Origin of the sequence: Pseudomonas sp. OE 28.3, from assembly GCF_014268205.2 — a bacterium.
Lineage (GTDB): Bacteria > Pseudomonadota > Gammaproteobacteria > Pseudomonadales > Pseudomonadaceae > Aquipseudomonas > Aquipseudomonas edaphica.
On record NZ_CP077082.1, the window covers coordinates 285549 to 309427 of the forward strand.

Consider the following 23879-nt stretch of genomic DNA (forward strand, 5'->3'; position numbering starts at 1 on the left):
TTAGCATTTATTTCGCATTCAACCAGCGATTTGGCAATAACGCGATCAAAGGTCATAAAAAAGGAACGGCCCAAAACCCCATCAGTCACTACTTAAGCAACTCAATTTCCCAGGTGCCGTGCCTGGGGGTTTGCTCAAACGAGCCGGGGACCGCTCTGGCCACTTTGAATAAGGAGTTTTGACTGATGAGTACCAAGAAGCCAGCCACCCCGCCTAAGAGTGAGCTTGCGGGCACCGATACCCTGGACCGTGGCAACACCAACGCCAAGCTGCAGGCCCTGGAAGAATTTCGCTCCGATGCGACCGGCCAGGCGCTGCGCACCAACCAAGGCGTAAAGATTTCCGATAACCAGAACACCCTTAAAGTCGGCGCCCGTGGCCCCTCGCTGCTGGAAGACTTCATCATGCGTGAAAAAATCACGCACTTTGACCATGAGCGTATCCCGGAGCGCATCGTGCATGCCCGTGGCACTGGCGCCCATGGTTATTTCCAGACCTATAAGAACCATTCTGCGCTGAGCAAGGCCGGGTTCCTGCGTAACCCAGAGCATAAAACCCCGGTGTTCGTGCGCTTCTCCACCGTGCAAGGCCCGCGTGGTTCGGGCGATACCGTGCGTGACGTACGCGGCTTTGCCGTGAAGTTCTTCACCGACGAAGGCAACTTCGACCTGGTGGGCAACAACATGCCGATCTTCTTCATCCAGGATGCGATCAAGTTTCCGGACTTTGTGCATGCGGTAAAACCTGAGCCCCATAACGAAATTCCTACCGGCGGCTCGGCCCACGATACGTTCTGGGATTTCGTCTCGCTGCAGCCGGAATCGGCGCATATGGTGCTGTGGGCCATGTCTGACCGTGCCATTCCAAAAAGCCTGCGTTCCATGCAGGGTTTTGGTATTCACACCTTCCGGTTGATCAATACCGAAGGCAAGTCCAGCTTTGTGAAATTCCATTGGCACCCGAAAGTCGGCACCTGCTCGCTGGTGTGGGACGAAGCGCAAAAGCTTGCCGGTAAAGACACCGACCACCACCGTCGCGACCTGTGGGAAGCGATCGAGGGCGGCGACTACCCTGAGTGGGAGTTGGGCGTGCAAATCGTTGCCGAAGAGGACGAACACAAGTTCGACTTCGACCTGCTTGACCCGACCAAGATCATTCCCGAAGAGCTGGTGCCGATTACGCCGCTAGGCAAAATGGTGCTTAACCGCAACCCGGACAACTTCTTTGCCGAGGTCGAGCAGGTCGCCTTTTGCCCGGGCCATATCGTGCCGGGTATCGACTTCACCAACGACCCGCTGCTGCAAGGCCGTCTGTTTTCCTACACCGATACGCAGATCAGCCGACTCGGTGGCCCGAATTTTCATGAGCTGCCGATCAACCGGCCGGTCACGCCTTTCCATAACGGCCAGCGTGATGCCCAGCACCGCACCGTGATCGATAAGGGCCGTGCGTCCTACGAGCCGAACTCGATTGATGGCGGTTGGCCCAAAGAAACGCCAGCGGCGGCTCAGGATGGCGGGTTCGAGACTTATTACGAGCGCGTCGACGCCAACAAGGTACGTGAGCGCAGTGAGTCGTTTGGTGACCACTTCTCGCAAGCCACGCTGTTTTTCCACAGCATGAGCCACCACGAGAAAGAGCACATCATCGCGGCCTACAGCTTCGAGTTGGGCAAGGTGGAGCGTGAGTTTATCCGCGCGCGTCAGGTCAACGAGATTCTGGCCAATATCGACCTGGAGTTGGCCAAGCGCGTTGCGCAGAACCTCGGCCTGCCGGCGCCGACCAAAGGCACGGTACCGCCGCGCAAGACGTCGCTGAAAGAGTCGCCGGCGTTGAGCCAGGTGAACCTGCTGTCGGGCGACATCAAAACACGCAAAGTCGCAATTCTTGCGGCTAACGGTGTGGATGGCGCAGCGATTGCGGCGTTGAAGAAAGCGCTGGCCGCCGAAGGTGCGCACGCCAAGGTGCTGGGGCCGACGTCGGCACCGGTGAAGACTGCGGATGGCAAGAGCCTGCCGGTGGATGCGTCGATGGAAGGCATGCCGTCGGTGGCGTTTGATGCGGTGTTCGTGCCGGGCGGTAAAGAGTCGATCAAGGCCTTGAGTGGCGACGGCGTGGCGTTGCACTTCCTGTTGGAGGCGTACAAGCATCTGAAGGCGATTGCGCTTGCCAGTGATGCCAAGCCGTTGCTGGAGCAGCTTAAGCTGGAGGCGGATGCGGGGTTGATCGTGGGAGCGGATGCCAAGGCGTTCAAGGCATTCTTTGCGGCGATTGCGCAGCATCGGGTGTGGGCGCGGGAGCCTAAGGCCAAGGCGATTCCGGCTTAAGAAGTGGGTTGTTTGTTAGACCGCTATCGCAGGCAAGCCAGATCCCACATTTGACTGTATTCACAGTTCAAAAGGTGGGAGCTGGCTTGCCTGCGATGGCTTTACTCGGTTTTGCGCGGAATCAACACAACCTGCGCCGGGATGTGTTTCACAATCTGCCGGTGAATCTTCAGGTCATACGCCGAATCAATGCGCTTCACCCGTTTGGTCAGCAGTGTGGCCAGCCATGGGTAATCCTGGGTGCGCGGCGCCTGAATGGTCACGTCGCACTGGTAATTCACCACATCGGTGGCGATCGCATCCAACTGATGGCGAAGTTCTTCAATATCGGTGAGGTTCAACGCAACCGTGGTGCTTTGAGCCGCCGGGTCGATGACCTTGGCGGGTGGCTTGGCCTCGGCAGCTTTCAAGGCGGCTTCGGCTTTATCCAGCTCGGCTTTGCGGGCGTGGCTGATGGCGCTGTTGACGCCGCCAGTAAGCGCCGGAGCCTTGGGCATCAAGGCGCGTGCGCGGCTTAACGCCGTAGCGGCGGCATTTACATCACCTTTTTGCAATACGATCTGGCTGCGTTGCAAGTAGGCTTCGGCCAATTGGCGCTGGTAGGTTTCCAGGGCTGGGTCGTTGGGCGACTGGGCCTGTAATGCGGCCAGCTCGTCTTCGGCGGTGGCCAGTTCACTGCTGGCCAGGTTTTGCTCCAGCTGCGCGATGGCCGCAGCACGCGGGTCCTGCGCCTCGGGGGCGGCGGGCGGTGTGCTTTGGCAGGCGCCCAGCAGCAGGGAAAATGCGGCAAGGAGCAGATAACGGGAGTTGAACGGCTTCATTCCTGCGACTCTCTATTTGCGCAAAAAGCGAGCAAGTCTACACCCCTCGACGGGGCAGGACAAAACTCAGCAGAAACAGGGCGGCGGCCGTGACCACAATCGACGGCCCGGCCGGCGTGTCCTTGAACCAGGACAGCGCCAGGCCCCCGCACACGGCGAGCATGCCCAGCAGGCTGGCGCCGACCGCCATCTGCTCCGGTGAGCGGGCATGGCGCTGGGCGGCGGCTGCGGGAATGATCAGCAGCGACGTGATCAACAATACGCCGACAATCTTCATTGCGACAGCAATCACCACGGCGATCAACAGCATCAGGGTCATGCGCAGCGCCGGTACGGGCAAACCTTCGACGGTGGCCAGCTCTTCGTGCACGGTAATTGCCAGCAACGGGCGCCACAAGGCCACCAGCAGCACCAGCACAGCGGCGCTGCCACCGAGGATCCAGGCAAGGTCAGTGGGGCTGATCGCCAGCAAATCGCCGAACAGGTAGGCCATCAGGTCGATGCGTACTTCATGCATGAAGCTCAGCACCACCAGGCCCAGCGACAGCGTGCTTGGCGCCAGAATGCCCAGCAGCGTGTCCGAGGCCAGCGGCTGGCGCTGTTGCAGGGTTACCAGCAGCACCGCCAGTAATAGGCAGCCCACAGTGACGGCGATGGTCGGGCTCACATCCAGCAGAAAGCCCATGGCCACGCCCAGCAGCGCGGCATGCGACAACGTGTCGCCAAAGTAGGCCATGCGCCGCCAGACCACGAACGAGCCCAATGGGCCCGCCACCAGTGCCAAAGCCAAGCCTGCCAGCAGGGCGTAGAGCAGAAAATCAGCCATGCTTGCAGCTATCTCCATGAACGTGGGGTTGAGGCGTAGCGGGATCGTCGACCACAGCGCCATGCAAATCATGGGCGTGATCGTGATGGTGGTGATAGATCGCCAGGCTCTGCGCGTTTTTGCCGAACAGCTCGACGAATGCCGGGTCGCCGCTCACCTGTTCCGGGTGGCCGGAGCAGCATACGTGGCGGTTGAGGCACACCACTTGATCCGTGGTGCTCATCACCAGGTGCAAGTCGTGGGAGACCATCAGCACGCCGCAGCCATGGCGGTCACGCAGGCGGGTGATCAGGCTGTACAGCTCGGCCTGGCCGGCAACATCCACGCCTTGCACGGGTTCATCAAGTACCAGTAGCTCGGGTTCGCGCAACAAGGCGCGCGCCAGCAGTACGCGCTGCATCTCGCCGCCGGAGATGCTCTGCACCGGGCTGTCGATAACCTGTTCGGCACCGACTTCCTTAAGCGCCGCTTGTGCGCGTGCGCGGTCGACGCCAGGCACCAGGCGCAGGAAGCGCAGTACCGACAGCGGCAGCGTTGGATCGACGTGTAATTTTTGCGGCATGTAACCGACGCGCAGCTTGGGCTTGCGCCACACGCTGCCGCTGTCGGGCTTGAGCAGGCCAAGCACGGCGCGCACCAGCGTGGTCTTGCCGGCGCCATTGGGGCCGATCAGCGTCACGATCTGCCCTGGCTCCACGCTCAATGCGATGTTATCCAGTACGTTTTGCCCGGCGAACGTGACCCCAACCTGCTCCAGGCGGATTAACGCGTTGCTCATCAAGCCCCCTGGCAACCGGAGCAGAGCCCGACCACTTCGACCGTTTGCCCTTCGACCTTGAAGCCCACGTCGGCGGAGCTTTTGATGATGGCGTCGCTGATGCTTTTTTGTTCAAGCTCGATGGCGGCGTGGCATTCGCGGCAGATCAGGAATTGGCCCTGGTGCGCGTGTTCCGGGTGGCTGCAGCCGACAAAGGCGTTGAGCGATGCGATGCGATGCACCAGGCCGTTTTCCAGCAGGAAGTCCAGCGCGCGGTACACCGTCGGCGGCGCGGCGCGGCGGCCGTCCTGCTCGCTGAGCACGCCAAGAATGTCGTAGGCGCCCAGGGGCTTGTGACTTTGCCACACCAGCTCCAGCACCCGACGACGCAGGGCGGTCAGGCGCAAGCCTTTCTGCGCGCACAGGGTATCGGCCTCCGACAGCGCGGTGTGTACGCAGTGAGAGTGGTCGTGGGGACGGCTGGCAAGCGGTGTTTTAGGCATGAGCGGCGACAGACATTTGATAGAGACGTTATTATGTTACCTGTTCCTACGCCATTGAGTGGTCATCGTGTCCCGACTTTTTCCCGTTTTTGTCGTATTTGTCACCAGTTTGTTCATCACCGGGGCCGCTCAGGCTGAGGTCAAGGTGCTGACCAGCATCAAACCGTTGCAGTTGATCGCCGCCGCTGTGCAGGACGGCGTGGCGATTCCAGAGGTGCTGTTGCCGCCTGGCGCATCGCCGCATAACTATGCCTTGCGCCCATCCGACGTACGGCGCGTGCAGTCGGTAGACCTGCTGTATTGGATCGGCGCGGACATGGAAAGCTTCCTGCCACGCGTGCTCAAGGGGCGTAGCCTGCCGACCGTGGCAGTTCAAGACTTGCCTGGGATGAAGTTGCGTCGGTTCGCCGAAGATAGCCACTCGCATGCCGATGATGCCGACGAACACGACCACGATCACCGCCCTGGCAGCCTGGATGCGCACTTGTGGTTGTCGACGGTCAATGCCCGCGTGATCGCAGCGCGCATGGCGTCTGACCTCAGCACTGCCGACCCGGCCAACGCTGCGCGTTATCAGAGCAATGTGAAGGCGTTCGATGAGCGTCTGGATGCGTTGGATGCGCGATTGAAGGCGCGCCTGTCCAGCGTTGGCGACAAGCCGTACTTCGTATTCCACGAGGCATTTGACTACTTCGAAGACGCTTACGGGCTCAAGCACACTGGCGTGTTCAGCGTGGCCGCCGAAGTGCAGCCGGGCGCCCAGCATGTGGCGGCAATGCGTACGCGTTTGCAGGAAGTGGGTAAAACCTGTGTATTCAGCGAGCCGCCGTTGCGTCCGCGTTTGGCCGAAACACTGGTGGCGGGTTTGCCGGTGAAGTTGGCGGAGCTGGATGCGTTGGGCGGTTATACCCCGGCGACGGCGCAGGGTTACGAGCAGGTGCTGGAGAAGCTGGGGAATGACTTGGCCGGGTGCCTGGAGTCACTCTAACTGCAAATACATAACCCATGTGGGAGCGGGCTTGCTCGCGAATGCGGTGGATCAGTAATAGATGTATTTACTGACACTGCGCATTCGCGAGCAAGCCCGCTCCCACATTTTAAAGTGCGAACGGCAGGTGGACGGTAACCTGCTGGCGCTGCGCCAGCCGATGCTCGAACTCCGCCGGGTCATGGATCAACACATCCTGCCCGGCAAACGATTCCGCGGCGATCAGGCGTGACAGCCAGAAACGCACGCACGCAACGCGCAGCAGGGTCGGCCACAGCTCGGCCTCCTTGGCGGTAAACGGCCGCAGCCCCGCGTAGGCGCCCAGCAACGCGCGGGCGCGTTGCCCATCAATCACGCCATCGGCGTCGGAGCACCAGTCATTCAAGGCGATTGCCACGTCGTAGAGCATCGGGCCTGAGCAGGCGTTGTAGAAGTCGATCAAACCGGTGAGGTGGGTGCCTTCGAACATCGCGTTGTCGCGGAACAGGTCGGCGTGTACGTTGGCGCGCGGCAGGGCGAGGATGTCGGCCTTGTGGGCTTCGATTTCGCTCAAGGACGCTTGCAGCAGACGCTGCTGGGCTTCGTTCAGGTGTGAAATAAGCTGCGCGCCTTCAGTGAGCATCCACTCCAGGCCGCGATCGGTCTTGCGCTCCAGCACTTTGTCGCCTTGCGTCGCCAGGTGCAGGTGGCCGAGCAGGTCGCCGACCTGGGCGCAATGCTGCGCGTTGGCGTCCTTTATGTGCTTGCCGGCCAGGCGCGGCTGCAACAGCGCCGGTTTGCCTTTGAGTTCGCGAAGCGCCATGCCATCGGTGGTACGCAGTGCGTAAGGCACCGGCAGGTCGGCGTCGTGGAGCACGTCTAGCAGTTCGATGAAGAACGGCATTTCCGCCACTGGGCCGCGCTCAACCAGAGTCAGGACGAATTCGCCCTGTTCCAGGCTGATGAAAAAGTTGGTGTTTTCGCTACCGGCGGCAATCCCCTGGAAATCAAGCAGGCGGCCGAGCCCGTAAGGGGCGAGAAAGGTTTCCAGCTCGGGCCGAGCCAGGGGGGTGAACACAGACATGTTTAAGCTGCCAGTACGGGCGCCGCAGTGCGCGGCGCCAATTTAAGTTAAGAAATCATTTCCATTCGAAGATCTTCCATGACGGGATCAGCATATCCGGCTGGTCAGAGCGGATGAAGTTCGCATCGGTTCCGTCCGCGCGCACCAGGAAATACGGTGGAAAGCCTTTTTGCGTCACCTTAATTGCGTACAGGAAGCCATTCTGGCGGTATTCCTGAATGGTCTTGTCGCCTTCCGTGCGAATGGTAACTTCCGGGTCGCCCGACGGCGCAGTATCCGCCGCCATGGCCACTATCGGGGTGAGTGCAATCAAGCCGGTCAACAACAGGCGATTTACTGTACGCATGATAACCTTGTCCCTTTGTCGTCATTGGTCCGGCTATTCTAGCGCCTGACCCGCCGAAAAGGTTGATCCTGCTCATGAGCCAAGCCCCCCTCGTCCTGGTGGACGGTTCTTCTTATCTGTACCGCGCCTTCCACGCGCTGCCACCGCTGACCACCTCCAAAGGCCTGCCGACCGGTGCGGTCAAGGGCGTGTTGAACATGCTCAAAAGCCTGCGCAAGCAGTACCCAAACAGCCCGTTCGCGGTGGTGTTCGACGCCAAGGGTGGGACCTTTCGCGATGAGATGTACGCCGAATACAAGGCTAACCGCCCCAGCATGCCCGATGACATGCGCCTGCAAATCGAGCCACTGCACCAGAGTGTGATCGCCCTGGGCTTCCCTTTGCTGTGCGTTGAAGGCGTCGAGGCCGATGATGTGATCGGTACGCTGGCCCGCAGCAGCGCGGCGGCTGACCGTCCGGTAGTGATTTCTACCGGCGACAAGGACATGGCGCAGCTGGTGGACGGGCACATTACCTTGGTCAACACCATGACCGGTAGCTCGATGGACATCGAGGGCGTGAAGGAGAAATTCGGTGTCGCTCCGGAGCAGATCATCGATTATCTGGCGCTGATGGGCGATTCGTCCGACAACATCCCAGGCGTGCCGGGGATTGGTCCGAAGACGGCTTCCGGCTTGCTGGTGGGCGTGAATGGCGGCATCAAAGAGCTGTATGAGCAGTTGGATATCGTGCCGACCTTGCCGATCCGCGGGGCCAAGACCCTGCCGGCCAAGTTGGAAGAGCATAAGGAGATGGCATTCCTGTCCTATCAACTGGCGACGATCAAGGTCGACGTGCCGCTGGATGTGGGCCTGGATGATTTGCACCTGATCGAACCGGACCGCGAAAAGCTGCTGGAGCTGTACACGCTGCTGGAGTTCAAGAGCTGGTTTGATGAAATTCAGCGCGATGCCAAGCGCGTTGAGCTCAAGGCTGCCCCTGTTGTTGAGGAGGCCATCGAAGTGGTGGCACCCGCAGAAGCGTCTTACACCACCATCCTCGACCAGGCGACATTCGACGCCTGGCTGAAAAAACTCAACGCGGCAAAATTGTTCGCGTTCGACACCGAAACCACCGGGATCGATGCGCAACAGGCGCAATTGGTCGGGGTTTCCTTTGCCGTGCAGCCCCATGAAGCAGCTTACATCCCGCTGACCCATTCCTACATCGGCGCGCCGCAGCAACTGGACCGTGACACGGTACTGCTGGCCTTGAAGCCATTGCTGGAGGACGCGACCAAGCTCAAGGTCGGCCAGCACGCCAAGTTTGATATGAACATCCTGGCCAACTGTGCCATCGGCGGCGACCAGGCCAACGGTATTACCGTGCGCGGCATCGCTTTCGACACCATGCTCGAATCCTATGTGCTGAACTCCACCGCGACCCGGCACGACATGGACAGCCTGGCCAAGAAGTACCTGGACTACGACACTGTCAGCTTCCAGGACATCGCCGGCAAGGGCGCCAAGCAGCTGACGTTCGACCAGATCCCGCTTGAGCAAGCCGGCCCTTATGCGGCCGAAGATGCCGACGTGACGCTGCGCCTGCACCAGGCTTTGCATGCGCAGCTTGAAGCCATTCCAAGCCTTGCCAGTGTGCTGACGGACATTGAAATACCCTTGGTGCCGGTGCTGGCGCGTATCGAGCGTCAAGGCGCACTGGTGGATAAGGCGCTGCTGGGCATCCAGAGTATCGAGCTGGGCAACAAGATGGTTGAGCTGGAGCGCCAGGCGTTTGAGATCGCCGGTGAAGAGTTCAACCTGGGCTCGCCCAAGCAACTCGGGGCGATTCTTTACGAGAAGCTCGGTTTGCCGGTATTGAAAAAGACCGGCAAAGGCCAGGCGTCCACGGCTGAAGAAGTATTGGCCAAGCTGGCCGAAGATGACTTCCTGTTGCCCAAGGTACTGATGCAGTACCGCAGCATGAGCAAGCTCAAAAGCACCTACACCGACCGCCTGCCGGAGCAGATCAACCCGCGTACCGGGCGTATTCACACGTCTTATCATCAGGCGGTGGCGGCGACCGGGCGTTTGTCGTCCAGTGATCCGAACCTGCAGAACATCCCGGTGCGCACCGCCGAAGGGCGGCGCATTCGCCAGGCGTTTGTCGCGCCTAAAGGCTACAAGTTGCTGGCGGCGGACTATTCGCAGATCGAACTGCGGATCATGGCGCATTTGTCCAAGGACGAGGGGCTGATGAATGCCTTCCGTAATGACCTGGACGTGCACACCGCCACCGCCGCCGAAGTGTTCAAGGTTGAGCTGACAGAGGTCACGTCCAACCAGCGCCGCAGTGCCAAGGCGATCAACTTTGGCCTGATCTACGGCATGGGCGCGCAGAAGCTCGGCAAGGACATTGGCGTGGATACCAAGACCGCCAAGGCCTACATTGATGTGTACTTTGCGCGCTACCCAGGCGTGCGTGAATACATGGAGCGCACCCGCGCCCAGGCGGCCGACCAGGGTTATGTCGAAACCTTCTTTGGGCGTCGGCTGTATCTGCCGGACATCAACTCCAACAAGCCTCAGGAGCGCGCGGCCGCAGAGCGCACAGCGATTAACGCGCCGATGCAGGGTACGGCGGCGGACATCATCAAGAAAGCCATGGTGCTGGTGGACAACTGGCTGACCGAGTCGGGCCTGGATGCCAAGGTGATCCTGCAGGTGCACGATGAATTGGTGCTTGAGGTGCGAGAGGATCTGGTGGCGCAAGTCAGCGAGAAGATCCGCGAGCATATGAGCGCGGCGGCCAAGCTTGACGTGCCTTTGGTGGTAGACGTGGGCGTGGGCGATAACTGGGACGAAGCACACTGACAGCGCGGCTCTGCCATTGCCGAGGGTGATGGCAGAGCGCTTTAGATCAAAAGGCGTCGCAGGTTATTTCCAATAGTTTTTTTGACCTGCCGGAACTTAACCCGTGAACTGCTACTCAGAGTTACTGAATGGGTGGTGAAGCCCTTCAATGCTCCTATGTTGTGTTAAGTGTTGGCAGATATCTGGACCCCGCCCTAGCGGTCCGGAACTTGGACCCCGAACTTCCCCTCCCCATACGAAGTCCGGGGTTTTTTTTGCCTGCGCAAAAGTTATTCGGCGATTTCCGCGCCCTTGTCTGCTAATTCCATCCAGCCGGCCAGCACGGTGTAAGCGTCTTCCAGGCCCATGCGCTTGGGCGCCGAGAACAACTGGATGGTGATCGCGTCGCCCCAACCTTTACGGATTTCGGACTGCACTTTGAGCAAGGTGTTCTTGGCTGCGCCGTAGGTCAGCTTGTCGGCCTTGGTCAGCAGGATATGCATCGGCATGCCGCTGGCGACGGCCCAATCGAGCATCAGCAGGTCGAAATCGGTCATTGGATGACGGATGTCCATCATCAGAATCAAGCCCTTCAAACTCTCGCGGCCACCCAGGTAAGCCTCAAGGTGACGCTGCCAGTGCAGCTTCAACGGGATGGGTACTTTTGCATAACCGTAGCCCGGCAGGTCGACCAGACGCCGATCATCGTCTAGCTTGAAGAAATTGAGCAGCTGCGTGCGGCCCGGGGTTTTCGAGGTGCGCGCCAGGCTGGCGTGGGTCAGGGTGTTCAGCGCGCTGGACTTACCGGCGTTGGAACGGCCGGCAAAGGCGACTTCAAAGCCCTCGTCATCGGGGCATTGGTCCACTTTGGCGGCGCTGAGCATGAACGTGGACTGTTGGCACAGGCCGAGGATGGGATTCTTGAGTTGCATGAGATTTCCGATGTGGGCGGTGCCGAGAAAGGGTGCGGCAAGCGGTGTCGTTTCCGTTTCAGTAGCGCCAGTATATAATGCCGCAGATTTTGTGTGTGCTTTGTCCCAGCGAAGGATGAAGTTCACGGGAGCGAAAGACCTTCATTGCGCATTAGAACGCAAAACGCTCTCAAACCCTGAAAAGGTCGATGTATGACCCGATGGTTATGCGCTTTTGGTGTCCTGATCGCGCTTTTAGGCGCTCAGGCTACACAGGATCCAGAGGCGCTGTACAACCGAGTTTGCATGGCTACGCTGATGCAACACGTGACTCAGGGTTTCAAGGCAATGCCGCCGCGTGGTTTGTGCATGGACTGCAGTACTGAGGATTACCAGGCCATCAACGCGTTGATGGTGAGTAAACCCGGTAGATAACTCTTAAACCCTTAGCCGTAGTTGGATTAGCTGATGAACAAACTGATCGTGAGTCTGCTGTTGACCTTGGGCATCACTGGCGCTGCCGTCGCTGCAGAGGGCCCCCTTAAAGGTGATGCCACTGCCGGTCAAGCGAAAGCCGCCGTATGTGGTGCTTGCCATGGACCGGATGGCAACAGCCCGGCGCCGAACTTCCCCAAACTGGCAGGCCAGGGTGAGCGTTACCTGACCAAGCAGATGCACGACATCAAGGACGGCAAGCGCACGGTGCTGGAAATGACCGGCTTGCTGACTAATCTCAGCGATCAGGACCTGGCGGACATCGCGGCGTATTTTGCCAGCCAGAAAGGCAGTGTGGGAGCTGCTGATCCGAAGCTCGTTGATAAAGGCCAGGCGTTGTTTCAAGGCGGCAAACTCGCTGAAGACCAACCTATCGGTGGCATGCCTGCCTGTAAGGCTTGTCACATCGCAGGTGGCAGTGGGCTGGCCGAGGCGGGTTTTCCCCACCTGAGTGGTCAGCACGCCCAATACACAGCCAAGCAGTTGAAGGACTTCCGCGAGAAGGTTCGCTCCATCGATGGCGATGCCAGCAACAAAATGATGACTGACATTGCGGCGAAACTTTCGGATAAAGATATCGAAGCGCTGTCCAGCTATATTCAGGGCCTGCACTGATTGGACCTGCGACGTTAACGCTCGATTAATCCATCGATGCAAGCATAAAAAGGGTGGCTTAGGCCGCCCTTTTTTGTGGCCGGTGCCGTTACACTAACGAACTCATGCCCGCGTAGACCTGTCACAACTAAAGGTCGCGTGAGGCGACTTTATTTGTCCAGGAGTAAAGCATGCGTAATCTGATCCTCAGCGCCGCTCTCGTCACTGTCAGCCTTTTCGGCATGACCGCGCAAGCTGCCGACGTGCCGCTTGAAGCCGGTAAAACCTACGTTGAATTGGCCAACCCGGTTCCGGTCTCGGAGCCAGGCAAGATCGAAGTGGTGGAGCTGTTCTGGTATGGCTGCCCGCATTGCTACGCCTTTGAGCCGACTATCAATCCTTGGGCCGAAAAACTTCCGTCCGACGTTAACTTCCGACGCATCCCGGCCATGTTCGGCGGCCCATGGGATGCCCACGGCCAACTGTTCCTGACCCTGGAAGCCATGGGTGTCGAGCACAAGGTTCACAACGCTGTATTTAATGCGATTCAAAAAGAAGGCAAGCGCCTGACCAAGCCTGACGAAATGGCTGACTTTGTTGCCACCCAAGGCGTCGACAAGGACAAGTTCCTGGCCACCTTCAACTCCTTCGCTATCCAGGGCCAAATCAAACAGGCCAAGGAACTCGCCCAGAAGTACGGCGTACAAGGCGTACCGACCATGATCGTCAACGGCAAATACCGTTTCGACCTGGGCACTACCGGTGGTCCTGAGCAAACCCTCAATGTTGCCGACCAACTGATCGCTAAAGAGCGCGCAGCCAAGTAAGGGGGCCATCATGCGCGGCTGGGGTACTGAACGTAGCGTTGGCCTGCATGAACCGCGGGTCAACGAACACCACCTGGAGTCCACGGGCTTGCCGGCAGACAGTCGTCTGCGGCTGCTCAGCTTCAATATTCAGGTGGGCAACAGTACCGAGAAGTATCGGCACTACCTCACCCGTGGCTGGCAGCATCTGCTGCCGCACAAAGGGCGTACCGGTAATCTGCAGAAAATCGGCGACCTGCTCAACGACTTCGATCTGGTCGCCTTGCAGGAAGCCGACGGCGGCAGCATTCGCTCCGGTTATGTCAATCAGGTGGAGCATCTCGCCCATCTCGGTGCTTTCCCTTATTGGTATCAGCAACTCAACCGCAACCTCGGGCGCCTGGCACAGCACAGCAATGGCGTGCTCAGCCGCTTGAAGCCGACAGCCATCGAAGATCACCCGTTGCCCGGCCCAAAAGGGCGCGGCGCGATTCTTGTGCGTTTCGGCGAAGGCCCGGAAGCCTTGGTGGTGGTGATGATGCACCTGGCGCTTGGAGCGCGTACACGCAACCTCCAGTTGGCCTACGTGCGTGATCTGATCGGCAACTACAAACACCAGGTGCTGATGGGTGACATGAACACCCATGCCACCGACCTGTTGCAGAATTCCCCGTTGCGCGACCTCGGGTTACTGGCGCCGCAAGTCGAAGCCACGTTTCCCAGCTGGCGCCCGCAACGCTGTCTCGACCATATCCTGCTCAGCCCCAGCCTTACACTGGAAAGTGTGCAGGTGCTGGCGCAGCCCATTTCCGATCACCTGCCCGTCGCGGTAGAGATTCGTCTGCCGGGTTCGCTCACGGCTGATGCATTACCCGCGTTGAGCCCAGGCCCTCGCGGACCCCTTGCATGAGCGACGACGCCCAGCGCTGGAAAGAGAAATACCTTAAAAGCGTTGAGCAGCAAGATAAGCTCGAACGCCGCTGGGCTGCCCGCCTCGACCTGTTGCGCCGAGGCCTGGTGCGCAGCACGCTGGCGGCGGAAGGCACCGACCGTGCGGTTGATCAATGCATGAAAGAAATGCGCGATGTGGTGCGTACCGACGACATGGACGCTGCCCTCGCCGCCTTGCTGCCACGCCTGGAAAAAGCCGTGCTCGACTCGGAGCAGCGCCGCGAAACCCGGGTCGACCAGATCAGCACTGCGCTGACTGCCTTGGTTGCGCAGTTGCAGAAACTGCCTCTGCCGCGTGAAGTCGCCCGCCCGCTGAAAACCTTCGCCAAACAGCTTGATGGCCGAGTCGGCCAGGCGCGTGAGATCCCGCTGCTGCTCAGCGAATTGAGCAGCCTGCAAGGGCAGGCGCTAAATAACCTGGAGCCTGAAGGCGAAGCTGCGCGCCCTGGACCAGGCCTGCTGCAACGCCTGTTTGGTGCCAAGGATGTGTCGAATGAGGCGTCGGTGGTTGAATCTGCCCCGCTCTATGCACCGCAACCGCCGGCGTCGAAACCTGCTGCTGCCAAAGCCGCGCCCGAGCCACTGGAGCCCGTGCAATCCGAAGAGCTGACCCAAGCCTTGCGCGCTTTTGCGCCATTGCCGGTAACGCCGGCCGCCGCGCAGCCTGAACCCGCTGAGCCGGTCAAAGTGGCTGAAGTCGCCCGCGAAGCCTTTGCCTTTGAGGCGCCGGCGCCGGAGCAAGCCCCCGTCGGGCCTGACGAAGTCTCTGAGCCAGAGATACCCGAGCCAGCACTAGAGGAAGCCGCGCCCGAAAGCGCCCTTGCTGCATTTATCGAAGAGCCGCAGGTTGAGGTCGACACGCCAGATCAAACGCTCATAGGCAGCCTGTCGCTTCCGCCCGTGCTGGAACCCTGCGAGCCCGATCCCGATGCGCTGCAACCGGACGGCACTTACGCCCTGCCCGACTCCCCCGAGCCGTCCTACAGCTCGGTCGCCAAGCATATCGAAGACACCTTGCTTGGCTTGCTGGAGGATCTGTCCTTACCCGAGCGCCACCGGCCCCAGGCCGAAGCCATGCGCGAGCGCTTGGCCCACGGCTTGAACTGGTACGAATTGCTGCCGATCCTCGATGACCTGGCGGTGCTGATGCTGGCGATTACCGACAGTGGCCAGCATGAGTTCGAGGCCTACCTCAAGCAGCTTAATGAACGCCTCGAAGCCTTCCAGGGCCATCTGCAGGTGGCCAGTGAGGGGCACGCCGACAGCCGCTCGGCCGCACGGGAGCTGGATACGCAGATCCGTGAACAGGTCGACGGCCTGCAAAGCAGCGTGCAGGAAGCTGCTGACCTGGACAGCCTCAAGCATGTGCTGGAAAGCCACCTTGAAGGCTTGCTCGGCACCATGGACGAACACCGGCAGCAGCGTGACCAGCGCGAGCAGGAAGTCGCGGCGCGGCTCAAAAGCCTGGCCGAGCGGGTGGCGAACATGGAGCAGGAAGCCCAAGGTTATCGCGAGCATTTGGAAGTGCAGCGCCAGAAGGCCTTGATCGACCCGCTCACCGGCCTGCCCAACCGTGCGGCCTGGAGCGAGCGCCTGGATCATGAAGTGAATAGCTGGCATCAGCGCGGCAACAGCCTGTCACTGGCCATGCTCGACCTGGACCACTTTAAGCGCATCAACGATGGCTACGGCCACTTGGCCGGCGACAAGGTGCTGAAGATCATCGCCAATGTGTTGCGCAAGCGCCTGCGCTCCGGCGATTTTATCGCGCGATTTGGGGGTGAAGAGTTTGTATTGTTGATGCCTGACTCAGGTTTGGCAGATGCTTTGGACGTGGGTGAGGTGCTGCGTTCGGCCATCGAGGCATGCCCGTTCCACTTCAAAGGCGAGCCGGTGACCATCACGGTGTCCATGGGCGTGGCACAGTTCCTGCCGGGAGAACGCAGTGACCTGGCGCTAAAGCGTGCCGATGAGGCGTTGTATCGGGCCAAGGCCGCTGGACGAAACCGGGTGCAGGCGGCGTAAAAGATGTTCCATTTTGTGATTTGACCGTCGAGCCCCGAACCATCCGTTACACTGTTGCATTATCGTCTTCTGCGTACTGTCTTCCGCCATGAAATCCTTTTGCATTGCCTTTGTGCTTCTTTTGCTCGCCGGCTGCGCCAGCGGCCCGCGGCTGAACACCAGCCACCCTTCTTTGAACCACGACAACCGCGTGCAGTTCGTCATTGTCCATTACACCTCCGCCAGCCTTGAACGCTCCCTGGCGCTGCTCACGCACGGCCAGGTCAGCAGCCATTACCTCATTGGCGATGATGCTTCAGGCACCATCTACAAGCTGGTAGACGAGAGCCAGCGCGCCTGGCACGCCGGTGAAAGCGAATGGGCGGGCCGCACCTGGCTCAATTCCAGCTCCATTGGCATCGAGATCGTGAACCCAGGTTATACAGACGCGCCGACCGGCCGCCTGTGGTACCCGTACTCCGAGGCCCAGGTGCAGTCGTTGGTGGTGTTGCTCAAGGACATCAGCAAGCGCAACGGCATCGACCCCAAAAACATTATCGGCCATAGCGACATTGCGCCATTGCGCAAGCTCGACCCAGGCCCGTTGTTCCCGTGGAAGCGCCTGGCGGCTGAAGGTTTGGGCGTGTGGCCGGATGCACAGGCGGTGGCTCGGTTCCAGCAACAGTATGCCGTTAGCCTGCCGAGTATTACGTGGTTCCAGGAAGAACTGGCGCGCCTGGGCTACCAGACGCCGCAGACGGGTGAGCTGGATGTGGCCACGCGCCATGTGATCGCGGCGTTCCAGATGCACTTCCGGCCATCACGGTTCGACGGCACGCCGGATGCGGAAAGTGCAGCGATCCTGAGCGCATTGAACCGCCGCTAAAGGTGTAACCCCATTCAAATGTGGGAGCGGGTTTGCCCGCGATGACGGAGTGTCAGTCAATAAGGTTTTGGCTGAACCACCATCATCGCGGGCAAGCCCGCTCCCACATTTTTTTATCCAGGCTACAACGGCAGTGCCATATAGAACTGCGTACCCTGCCCCGGCCGCGAATACACGCCCATGCGACCGCCGTGCAACTGTACGATCTCCTTGCACAACGCCAGCCCCAGGCCAGCGCCGCCTTTCTTGCGGCCTACTTGTACGAAAGGTTCAAAGATGCGCCCCTGTTGGCCATAGGCAATACCCTCGCCGTTATCTTCAACGCTGATAATCACCCGTTCGCCGTGGCGACGCGCCTGCAAGCGAATCTGGCCACCGTTGGCGGTATGTCGCAAGGCGTTGCCTAGAAGGTTATCGAGTACACGTTCGAGCTGAACCTGGTCGGCGTACAGCCTGGGCAGTTCCGATTGGGCTTCCACCAGCAGTTCGATATGTTGTGCGTTCGCGGGCTCCGTGAACCGGGCTCGTGCGTGCTCGAGCAAATCAGTGACATCGCATGGCCCGAGCGTGAGTTTTTGCAGGCCGTTCTGGTAGCGCGAGAAGTTGAGCAGGTCGTTGATCAACTGCATCAGGCGCTGCATTTCTTCATTGACCGTATCCAGCAGGTCGGCCTCACGGGACTCGGCGGGAAACTTCGCCCGTTCGCGAAACAGCCCGAAGGCCATGTGCATGCCCGTCACCGGCGTGCGTAATTCGTGGGAGGCGCGCAATACGAACTCGCTGCGCACACGTTCGAACGCGCGTTGTTCGGTGACGTCATGCAGCACCATCACCGCACCTAGAATATGCCCTTGGGTATGGCTGACCGGCGTCAGGCTGTAGGTCAGCAGACGCAGTTCGCCCTCGACTTCCACTTCCAGATCGTCCGGCGCGCGCTCCAGGTTGCCGCCGCGCAGCACCAGTTGCAGCTGCTCATCCATTTCAGGGCGACCCAAGGCTTCACCCAAGCCCTGGCCGAGGCGCTCTTCGTCCCAGCCCAACTGGCGCTGTGCCACTGGGTTAAGGTGTTCCAGACGGCCTTGGCGGTCAATCATCAGCAAGCCGTCGTCGATGCTGTCGAGCACTGCTTGCAGGCGTTGCTGGCCGGCCAGCAATTCATCGATATTGGTCGCCTGATGCTGACGCAGTGCTTCGGCCATGATGCCGAAACGACGGGTCAGCTGATTCATTTCTGCCGCCGATGAGATCGGCAGCGTCACTTCGAAATCGCCTTGCCCGATCTTGTCGGCGGCCTTGGCCAAGGCTTCAATTGGCCCGCCAAAGCGCCGGGCGATGCCATGGGCGGTGACGAAGCCGATGATCAACACCGCCAGGCCGACCAGCCCCAGCAAGCCGGCGATTAACAAGGCGCGATTGCGCGACTTGTGCTCGCTGTCGTTGATATTTTCCAGGGCGCCTTTGTGTTCAGCGATCAGTCCGTTACGCAGTGCATTGAAGGTTTCGGTGAGTTTTTCGTTTTTATTGTTGGCCAGTGAGCTCTGCTGAGCCTCGTCAAACGCCTTGAGGAAATTCAGGTAGTCGATGCGTGCCTGGCTGAAGCCACTGGTTCTGCCGTCCTGCTGCTCATGGGCGATGCCTTGGTCCAGCAGGGCAAAATAGTTCTGCTTGGACGTCTGCAGGGCAGCGGGGTCGGGCTGCTCCTCCAGCATCAGGATCAACTGGTCGCCCAAGGTCTGGCGCAGCTTGAGGCCCAGGTCCAGGGTGATAAAGTTGCTGCGGATCAGCGACTCCTGGCTCTTGGCCATTTGCATGACGCTGACCAGTCCCAGGACCAGTCCCAACAGGGCGACGGTGATCAGCGCTGAGATACTCAGAAACAACCGAGTGCGCAGTTTCATCGCAAGCTTCATAAGGTACAGCTCACAGGTTGTACTGTTTACGTTTGCGGTACAGGGTCGACGCGTCGATGCCCAGCGTGCGGGCCGCTTGATCCAAGGTGTCGCTGGTAGCGAGAACGGCGCCGATATGGGCTTTCTCCAGTTCGTCCAGGCTCAGTGCTGCGCCAATACGCGGGGCATTGTTGGTCGGCTGTTCGGCCATCCCGAGGTGGCTGATTTCAACCTTTTCCTGCGGGCAAATGATGCTGGCCCGCTCCACCACGTTACGCAGTTCGCGGATATTGCCCGGCCAGCGGTAGTTAAGCAGCGCTTCACGGGCGGCATCGCTGAAACCGCGTGCAGGTCGGGCATACTCCTTGACGAAGCGCGCCAGGAAACGGTCGGCCAGGGTCAGGATGTCTTCACTGCGCTCGCGCAGGGGCGGCAGGTGCAGGGTGATGACGTTGAGGCGGTAGAGCAAGTCTTCCCGGAAACGGCCGTCGCGCACCATGTCTTCCAGGTTCAGGTTGGTGGCCGCGAGGATGCGCACATCAGCACGTCGAGTGACCGGGTCGCCTACGCGCTCATATTCCTTGTCTTGAATGAATCGCAGCAGTTTTGGCTGCAACGTCAGGGGAAAGTCGCCGATCTCGTCGAGAAACAGCGTGCCGCCGTCGGCTTGGTTAACGCGGCCCAGCGTGCTCTCACTGGCGCCGGTAAACGCGCCACGGCTATGGCCGAACAACTCGCTTTCCATTAGCTCGGCTGTCAGTGACGGACAGTTAATGGTCACGCAGGATTTTTTCGAGCGTTTGCTCCACCCGTGAATGGCCCGGGCCAGCTCGCCTTTACCGGTGCCGGACTCACCGAGGATCAAAATATTGGCATCGGTGCCAGCCACCTGACGCGCAGTTTCCAGTACCACCATCATCGCCGGGCTGTGGGAATCGAGGCCGTCCTTGGGTTGGCGCACTGCGCCTTCCAGTGCTTCCAGGCGTGCGGAGAGCTGGCGCACTTCCAACTGCTTGGCGGTGGCCAGGCGCAGTTGATCGGGGCTGCACGGCTTGACCAGGTAGTCGGCGGCGCCGGCCTGGATCGCGTCAACGGCGGTGTCTACAGCCGAATGCGCGGTCACAATCACCACGCGCATCCATGGCGCCTGGATGCGCATCTGGGCCAACACATCCAGGCCATTGTCTTCACCCAGGCGCAGGTCCAGGAAGCACAGGTCGAATACCTGACGCTGCATCAAGGCATCGGCTTGGGCGGCGCTGTTGGCAGTGGCTACGCTGTAGCCTTCATCTTCCAGGCAGTAACGGAAGGTGCGGAGGATCGCGGATTCGTCATCCACTAAAAGAATGCGGCCTTGAAGTTCCTTGGCTGATTCCATCTGTCCCGCGCTCCTTAACTATAAATGATGGTGTTTAGTCCCGGATTAATCGGGCAAGTTGCATGGTTTATTCTGATTCATAAAAGGCATCTTCGCGCAGGTATCTTCACGTTCCCCTACAAAGGCGCCGATTGATGGCGTTTTCTTGCCTTCTTGCCAATTCGGCAACGCCCGCGGTTGTTTCGATCCATTGACCCGACCACTGACCATCGTGCATTTCGCACGGCCTGCAAAGGGGCATCGTGCAGGATGCTGTTCGCTACTGTATTGGTGTATCTATAACTAATTGATTTTATTGAGTTTTATTTTGTAAAAAAACTGGCATGCACTCTGCAATAGCTCTCCCAACGAATAATCAAAATGCGGGAGAAATGCAGCATGACTCGCCAAAGCCTCAGCCAACTACGTGTATCGCCACTGCGCTTGCAGCAAGGTCTGTTCGCCAGCCTGGCTTTGATGGTCACGTTGATTGCCGGCCAGCAGATGCAGCATTGGCAGCAAAGTCAGCAGCAAACCGCGCAATTCGAACGTCCGTCGATGACCCAAACCCATTTCCGTTCCGTTGGCAGCGCCAGCGCTACTACTGAAGTAACCGCCCCGCAATTGAGAGTGGCAGGCCAGGATTCAACCCTGGGTGAATTGCCAACCCAAGAGCGCTGGGTGTTCTAAGCAAGAAAAGGTCGCTTGTGTTGAGCGGCTGCACGGCACTACCGCTGTTACCCCTATAAAAGCGTAAGGAGAATCACCATGTTGAGTTGGGCAATCACATTTCTGATCATCGCCATTGTGGCTGCAGTCCTGGGCTTCGGTGGTATCGCGGGCACCGCCACGGGTATCGCAAAAATTCTGTTTGTGGTCTTCCTGGTGATGTTCATCGCTTCGTTCTTCTTTGGTCGTCGCGGCCGAGGCTGAATATGACCATTTTGTCCTTTAAAACCATGGCTGCCGCCCTGCTCTTGGGCGGCAGCGGGCTGGTGATGGCCGCCAATGACGGCCAATCCCGAGCCAACGAATTGCTTAGTGCGGATAAGCAGTACCGCGAAACCTGGCAAAGCGTGGTGAAGAAAGAACAGCGCTTGCCGGAATGGGTGATGAACCTGTCCGGTACGGCCGAGCAAATGAATGCCGTTGAAGAAGATGGCGACAAGTATTTGGTGGGGCCGCTCTGTGAGACTGCAGATACGTGCCTGAACAAGCGCCTGATCGTTGCCTTTAGCCTCGACAAGGAAGATGCCTACGCCATGTTGGTGGAAGTCCCGGCCGGTTTGCCGGCAGACAAATCCCCGACACGGCACGCCGATTACCGTTTTATCGGTAAGCCGAACGAAGGCATGCAAAAGCTGCTGATGGAGCAGCTTAAGAAAGATCCGAATTGGTACTAGGTTCCGTCTGATGCGTCTGTCGTCTGCGGAGCCGGCGTCCATAGAAAGAAGCCCCTCGCTTCTTTCTGTCTGCATCGCCCGCCAAGGGTGATGCATGACCAGGGGGCCGGGTTGCTCTGATCAATCGAGATCGGCGTGACCTACGGGTACAGGGAGTGCCTGCGCAAGGGCCGGGTCAGGTGAAAAGCTGCGACGCAAGTTCACAAGCCCTCACGCTTGCTGAACTTGCGACGGGCTTGTCACTCTCATGCTCCGCTTCTTATACGGCTCATAGCCGACAATTTCTCTTTTGCGCGCGCCTAACCATTACTTGGTGTTTCGTGGCGACCATCTATCGAGAAAATTTTGGCTGCGCCATAGGACATTTCTGGCGCCAGGTCAGTGAATTACCAGGCATTTTCGCCAACCTGTATAAGTCGTCCAACATCTCTGAGCGAGCCGGTATTGGCCGGTTAACGGCATATTCACGGGCTTTAATGGCGGATTTGAACTGACCGTTCGGACAGCTAATTTCAAAAAAAGTCATGCCGATTCGGCATAGGGTAGGCGTTTACGGCATTAGACGTCGAACCCTTGCATGGGAATAGTTGCGCCTTTTTTCGCCTGCCAGTAAGCCATTTCGGCCATGCTGCGGTGACCTTCCATGGAGGCAAATGCGCACACTTTTTCGCTTCCGAGCGTTGCGAGTGGCGCATTTGCCTTAAGTCCACTTGAAGTAAGGGTAATGACATGAAGAAGGCAAAGCTAAGCCTCGCCTGGCAGATCCTCATCGGTTTGGTACTGGGGATCGCAATCGGTGCAGTGCTCAACCATTTCAGTGCTGAAAAAGCCTGGTGGATCAGCAATGTGTTGCAGCCAGCGGGCGATATCTTTATCCGCCTGATCAAGATGATCGTGATCCCGATTGTGATTTCCTCGCTGATTGTTGGCATCGCCGGCGTAGGGGATGCGAAGAAGCTGGGGCGGATCGGCGTCAAAACCATTCTTTACTTCGAAGTGGTCACCACCATCGCCATTGTGGTCGGCCTGTTGCTTGCCAACCTGTTCCACCCGGGCGCCGGCATCGACATGAGTACCCTGGGTACCGTCGACATTTCCAAATACACCGCCACCGCCGCCGAAGTGCAGCATGAGCATGCGTTCATCGAAACCATCCTCAACCTGATCCCATCGAATATTTTCGCTGCCGTTGCCCGTGGTGACATGCTGCCGATCATCTTCTTCTCGGTGCTGTTCGGCCTGGGCTTGTCGAGCCTCAAGCCTGAGCTGCGCGAACCGCTGGTGACCATGTTCCAGGGCGTGTCCGAGAGCATGTTCAAAGTGACCCACATGATCATGAAGTACGCCCCAATCGGTGTATTTGCCTTGATCGCGGTAACCGTCGCCAACTTCGGTTTCGCCTCCTTGCTGCCGCTGGCCAAGCTGGTGATCCTGGTTTACGTCGCCATCCTGTTCTTCGCCTTTGCGGTACTGGGCCTGATCGCCCGCCTGTTCGGCTTCTCGATTCTCAAGCTGATGCGCATCTTCAAGGATGAGTTGGTACTGGCCTACTCCACCGCCAGCTCCGAAACCGTGTTGCCGCGTGTGATCGAGAAGATGGAAGCCTACGGTGCGCCGAAGGCCATCTGCAGCTTCGTAGTGCCAACCGGCTACTCGTTCAACCTTGACGGTTCGACCCTGTACCAGAGTATCGCGGCCATCTTTATCGCCCAGCTGTATGGCATCGACCTGTCGATCGGCCAGCAACTGATGCTGGTGCTGACCCTGATGGTCACCTCCAAAGGTATCGCCGGCGTGCCGGGTGTGTCCTTCGTGGTGCTGCTGGCGACTCTGGGCAGCGTGGGCATTCCGCTGGAAGGCCTGGCCTTCATCGCCGGCGTCGACCGAGTGATGGACATGGCGCGTACCGCACTTAATGTGATCGGCAACGCCCTGGCTGTTCTGGTCATCTCCCGCTGGGAAGGCATGTACGACGATGCCAAGGGCGAGCGCTACTGGAACTCGCTGCCGCACTGGCGCAGCAAAGAAGCCGTGCCGACCGCACAAGCTACCCGCGGCTGATCGCACCGCTGCTTTGAAACAAACCCCGGAAAATTCCGGGGTTTGTCGTTTCTGCCAGCC

22 protein-coding genes are annotated in these 23879 nt (G+C 59.4%); 13 read left to right on the forward strand and 9 right to left on the reverse strand.

What is annotated here, in order from left to right; translation table 11 throughout:
- Positions 1-185: 185 nt before the first annotated feature.
- The gene (gene katE / locus HU759_RS01285) at positions 186-2327 is read left to right on the forward strand and encodes a catalase HPII (RefSeq protein WP_017139102.1); all 2142 of its coding nucleotides are present in this window, start codon (positions 186-188) and stop codon (positions 2325-2327) included.
- Between the two features lie 101 nt (positions 2328-2428).
- Here the strand turns inward: katE and HU759_RS01290 are convergent, their stop codons facing one another.
- The 4 genes from HU759_RS01290 to HU759_RS01305 are packed head-to-tail and all read right to left on the reverse strand — an operon-like array spanning position 2429 to position 5246.
- A complete protein-coding gene (locus tag HU759_RS01290; RefSeq protein ID WP_017139101.1) occupies positions 2429-3148 on the reverse strand; it encodes a PA5502 family lipoprotein in 720 nt (239 codons plus the stop codon).
- A 37-nt stretch (positions 3149-3185) separates the two neighbouring features.
- Positions 3186-3974 carry a zinc ABC transporter permease subunit ZnuB gene (znuB, locus tag HU759_RS01295; protein WP_176992436.1) on the reverse strand — a complete coding sequence of 263 codons (789 nt, stop codon included), beginning with the start codon at positions 3972-3974 and terminating at the stop codon, positions 3186-3188.
- A complete protein-coding gene (znuC, locus tag HU759_RS01300; protein ID WP_017139099.1) occupies positions 3967-4752 on the reverse strand; it encodes a zinc ABC transporter ATP-binding protein ZnuC in 786 nt (261 codons plus the stop codon). The genes znuB and znuC overlap by 8 nt, the downstream gene beginning before the upstream one ends.
- On the reverse strand, positions 4752-5246 hold the full coding sequence (locus HU759_RS01305; protein ID WP_169987986.1) for a Fur family transcriptional regulator: 495 nt from the start codon (positions 5244-5246) through the stop codon (positions 4752-4754). Before HU759_RS01305 ends, znuC begins: the two co-directional genes overlap by 1 nt.
- 46 nt (positions 5247-5292) lie before the next feature.
- On the opposite strand from HU759_RS01305, the gene HU759_RS01310 reads away from it, so the two are divergent.
- On the forward strand, positions 5293-6222 hold the full coding sequence (locus tag HU759_RS01310) for a zinc ABC transporter substrate-binding protein (RefSeq protein ID WP_186618277.1): 930 nt from the start codon (positions 5293-5295) through the stop codon (positions 6220-6222).
- A 109-nt stretch (positions 6223-6331) separates the two neighbouring features.
- Here HU759_RS01310 and HU759_RS01315 read toward each other — a convergent pair whose 3' ends face one another.
- Positions 6332-7285 (reverse strand): homoserine kinase, encoded by a 954-nt coding sequence (locus HU759_RS01315; RefSeq protein WP_017139094.1) that lies wholly within the window; start codon positions 7283-7285, stop codon positions 6332-6334.
- A 55-nt stretch (positions 7286-7340) separates the two neighbouring features.
- Positions 7341-7631, reverse strand: coding sequence for a DUF2782 domain-containing protein (locus HU759_RS01320; protein WP_017139093.1), 291 nt, complete (start codon positions 7629-7631; stop codon positions 7341-7343).
- A 74-nt stretch (positions 7632-7705) separates the two neighbouring features.
- Here HU759_RS01320 and polA point away from each other — a divergent pair, with 74 nt between their 5' ends.
- On the forward strand, positions 7706-10483 hold the full coding sequence (gene polA / locus HU759_RS01325; RefSeq protein WP_099550161.1) for a DNA polymerase I: 2778 nt from the start codon (positions 7706-7708) through the stop codon (positions 10481-10483).
- Positions 10484-10752: 269 nt separating this feature from the next.
- Here the strand turns inward: polA and yihA are convergent, their stop codons facing one another.
- On the reverse strand, positions 10753-11394 hold the full coding sequence (yihA, locus tag HU759_RS01330) for a ribosome biogenesis GTP-binding protein YihA/YsxC (RefSeq protein WP_042943980.1): 642 nt from the start codon (positions 11392-11394) through the stop codon (positions 10753-10755).
- A 192-nt stretch (positions 11395-11586) separates the two neighbouring features.
- Between yihA and HU759_RS29770 the strand changes: the two genes are divergently transcribed.
- From HU759_RS29770 to HU759_RS01355, 6 genes are all read left to right on the forward strand, one after another.
- Positions 11587-11808 (forward strand): cytochrome, encoded by a 222-nt coding sequence (locus tag HU759_RS29770; protein WP_017139090.1) that lies wholly within the window; start codon positions 11587-11589, stop codon positions 11806-11808.
- A 33-nt stretch (positions 11809-11841) separates the two neighbouring features.
- Positions 11842-12483 (forward strand): c-type cytochrome, encoded by a 642-nt coding sequence (locus HU759_RS01335; RefSeq protein ID WP_017139089.1) that lies wholly within the window; start codon positions 11842-11844, stop codon positions 12481-12483.
- 170 nt (positions 12484-12653) lie between these two features.
- Complete coding sequence (gene dsbA / locus HU759_RS01340; protein WP_017139088.1) at positions 12654-13289, forward strand: thiol:disulfide interchange protein DsbA; 636 nt, start codon at positions 12654-12656, stop codon at positions 13287-13289.
- Between the two features lie 10 nt (positions 13290-13299).
- Positions 13300-14178, forward strand: a complete 879-nt coding sequence (locus HU759_RS01345; RefSeq protein ID WP_177034748.1) for an endonuclease/exonuclease/phosphatase family protein — start codon at positions 13300-13302, stop codon at positions 14176-14178.
- The gene (locus HU759_RS01350; RefSeq protein ID WP_177034749.1) at positions 14175-16244 is read left to right on the forward strand and encodes a diguanylate cyclase; all 2070 of its coding nucleotides are present in this window, start codon (positions 14175-14177) and stop codon (positions 16242-16244) included. The genes HU759_RS01345 and HU759_RS01350 overlap by 4 nt, the downstream gene beginning before the upstream one ends.
- Before the next feature lie 88 nt (positions 16245-16332).
- Positions 16333-17109: an N-acetylmuramoyl-L-alanine amidase gene (locus HU759_RS01355; RefSeq protein ID WP_017139085.1), complete on the forward strand. Its 777-nt coding sequence runs from the start codon at positions 16333-16335 to the stop codon at positions 17107-17109.
- Positions 17110-17231: 122 nt separating this feature from the next.
- Here HU759_RS01355 and HU759_RS01360 read toward each other — a convergent pair whose 3' ends face one another.
- Complete coding sequence (locus HU759_RS01360; RefSeq protein WP_017139084.1) at positions 17232-19019, reverse strand: ATP-binding protein; 1788 nt, start codon at positions 19017-19019, stop codon at positions 17232-17234.
- Between the two features lie 10 nt (positions 19020-19029).
- Positions 19030-20376 (reverse strand): sigma-54-dependent response regulator transcription factor AlgB, encoded by a 1347-nt coding sequence (gene algB / locus HU759_RS01365; protein WP_017139083.1) that lies wholly within the window; start codon positions 20374-20376, stop codon positions 19030-19032.
- Positions 20377-20754: 378 nt separating this feature from the next.
- Here algB and HU759_RS01370 point away from each other — a divergent pair, with 378 nt between their 5' ends.
- The 4 genes from HU759_RS01370 to gltP all read left to right on the forward strand — a co-directional run bounded on the left by HU759_RS01370 (position 20755) and on the right by gltP (position 23819).
- The gene (locus tag HU759_RS01370; protein ID WP_017139082.1) at positions 20755-21045 is read left to right on the forward strand and encodes a hypothetical protein; all 291 of its coding nucleotides are present in this window, start codon (positions 20755-20757) and stop codon (positions 21043-21045) included.
- Positions 21046-21123: 78 nt separating this feature from the next.
- Positions 21124-21288 (forward strand): DUF1328 domain-containing protein, encoded by a 165-nt coding sequence (locus tag HU759_RS01375; protein ID WP_003170804.1) that lies wholly within the window; start codon positions 21124-21126, stop codon positions 21286-21288.
- Positions 21289-21290: 2 nt separating this feature from the next.
- Positions 21291-21758 (forward strand): inhibitor of vertebrate lysozyme family protein, encoded by a 468-nt coding sequence (locus HU759_RS01380; protein ID WP_017139081.1) that lies wholly within the window; start codon positions 21291-21293, stop codon positions 21756-21758.
- A 729-nt stretch (positions 21759-22487) separates the two neighbouring features.
- On the forward strand, positions 22488-23819 hold the full coding sequence (gene gltP, locus HU759_RS01385; RefSeq protein WP_058421927.1) for a glutamate/aspartate:proton symporter GltP: 1332 nt from the start codon (positions 22488-22490) through the stop codon (positions 23817-23819).
- The last annotated feature ends 60 nt before the right edge of the window (positions 23820-23879 follow it).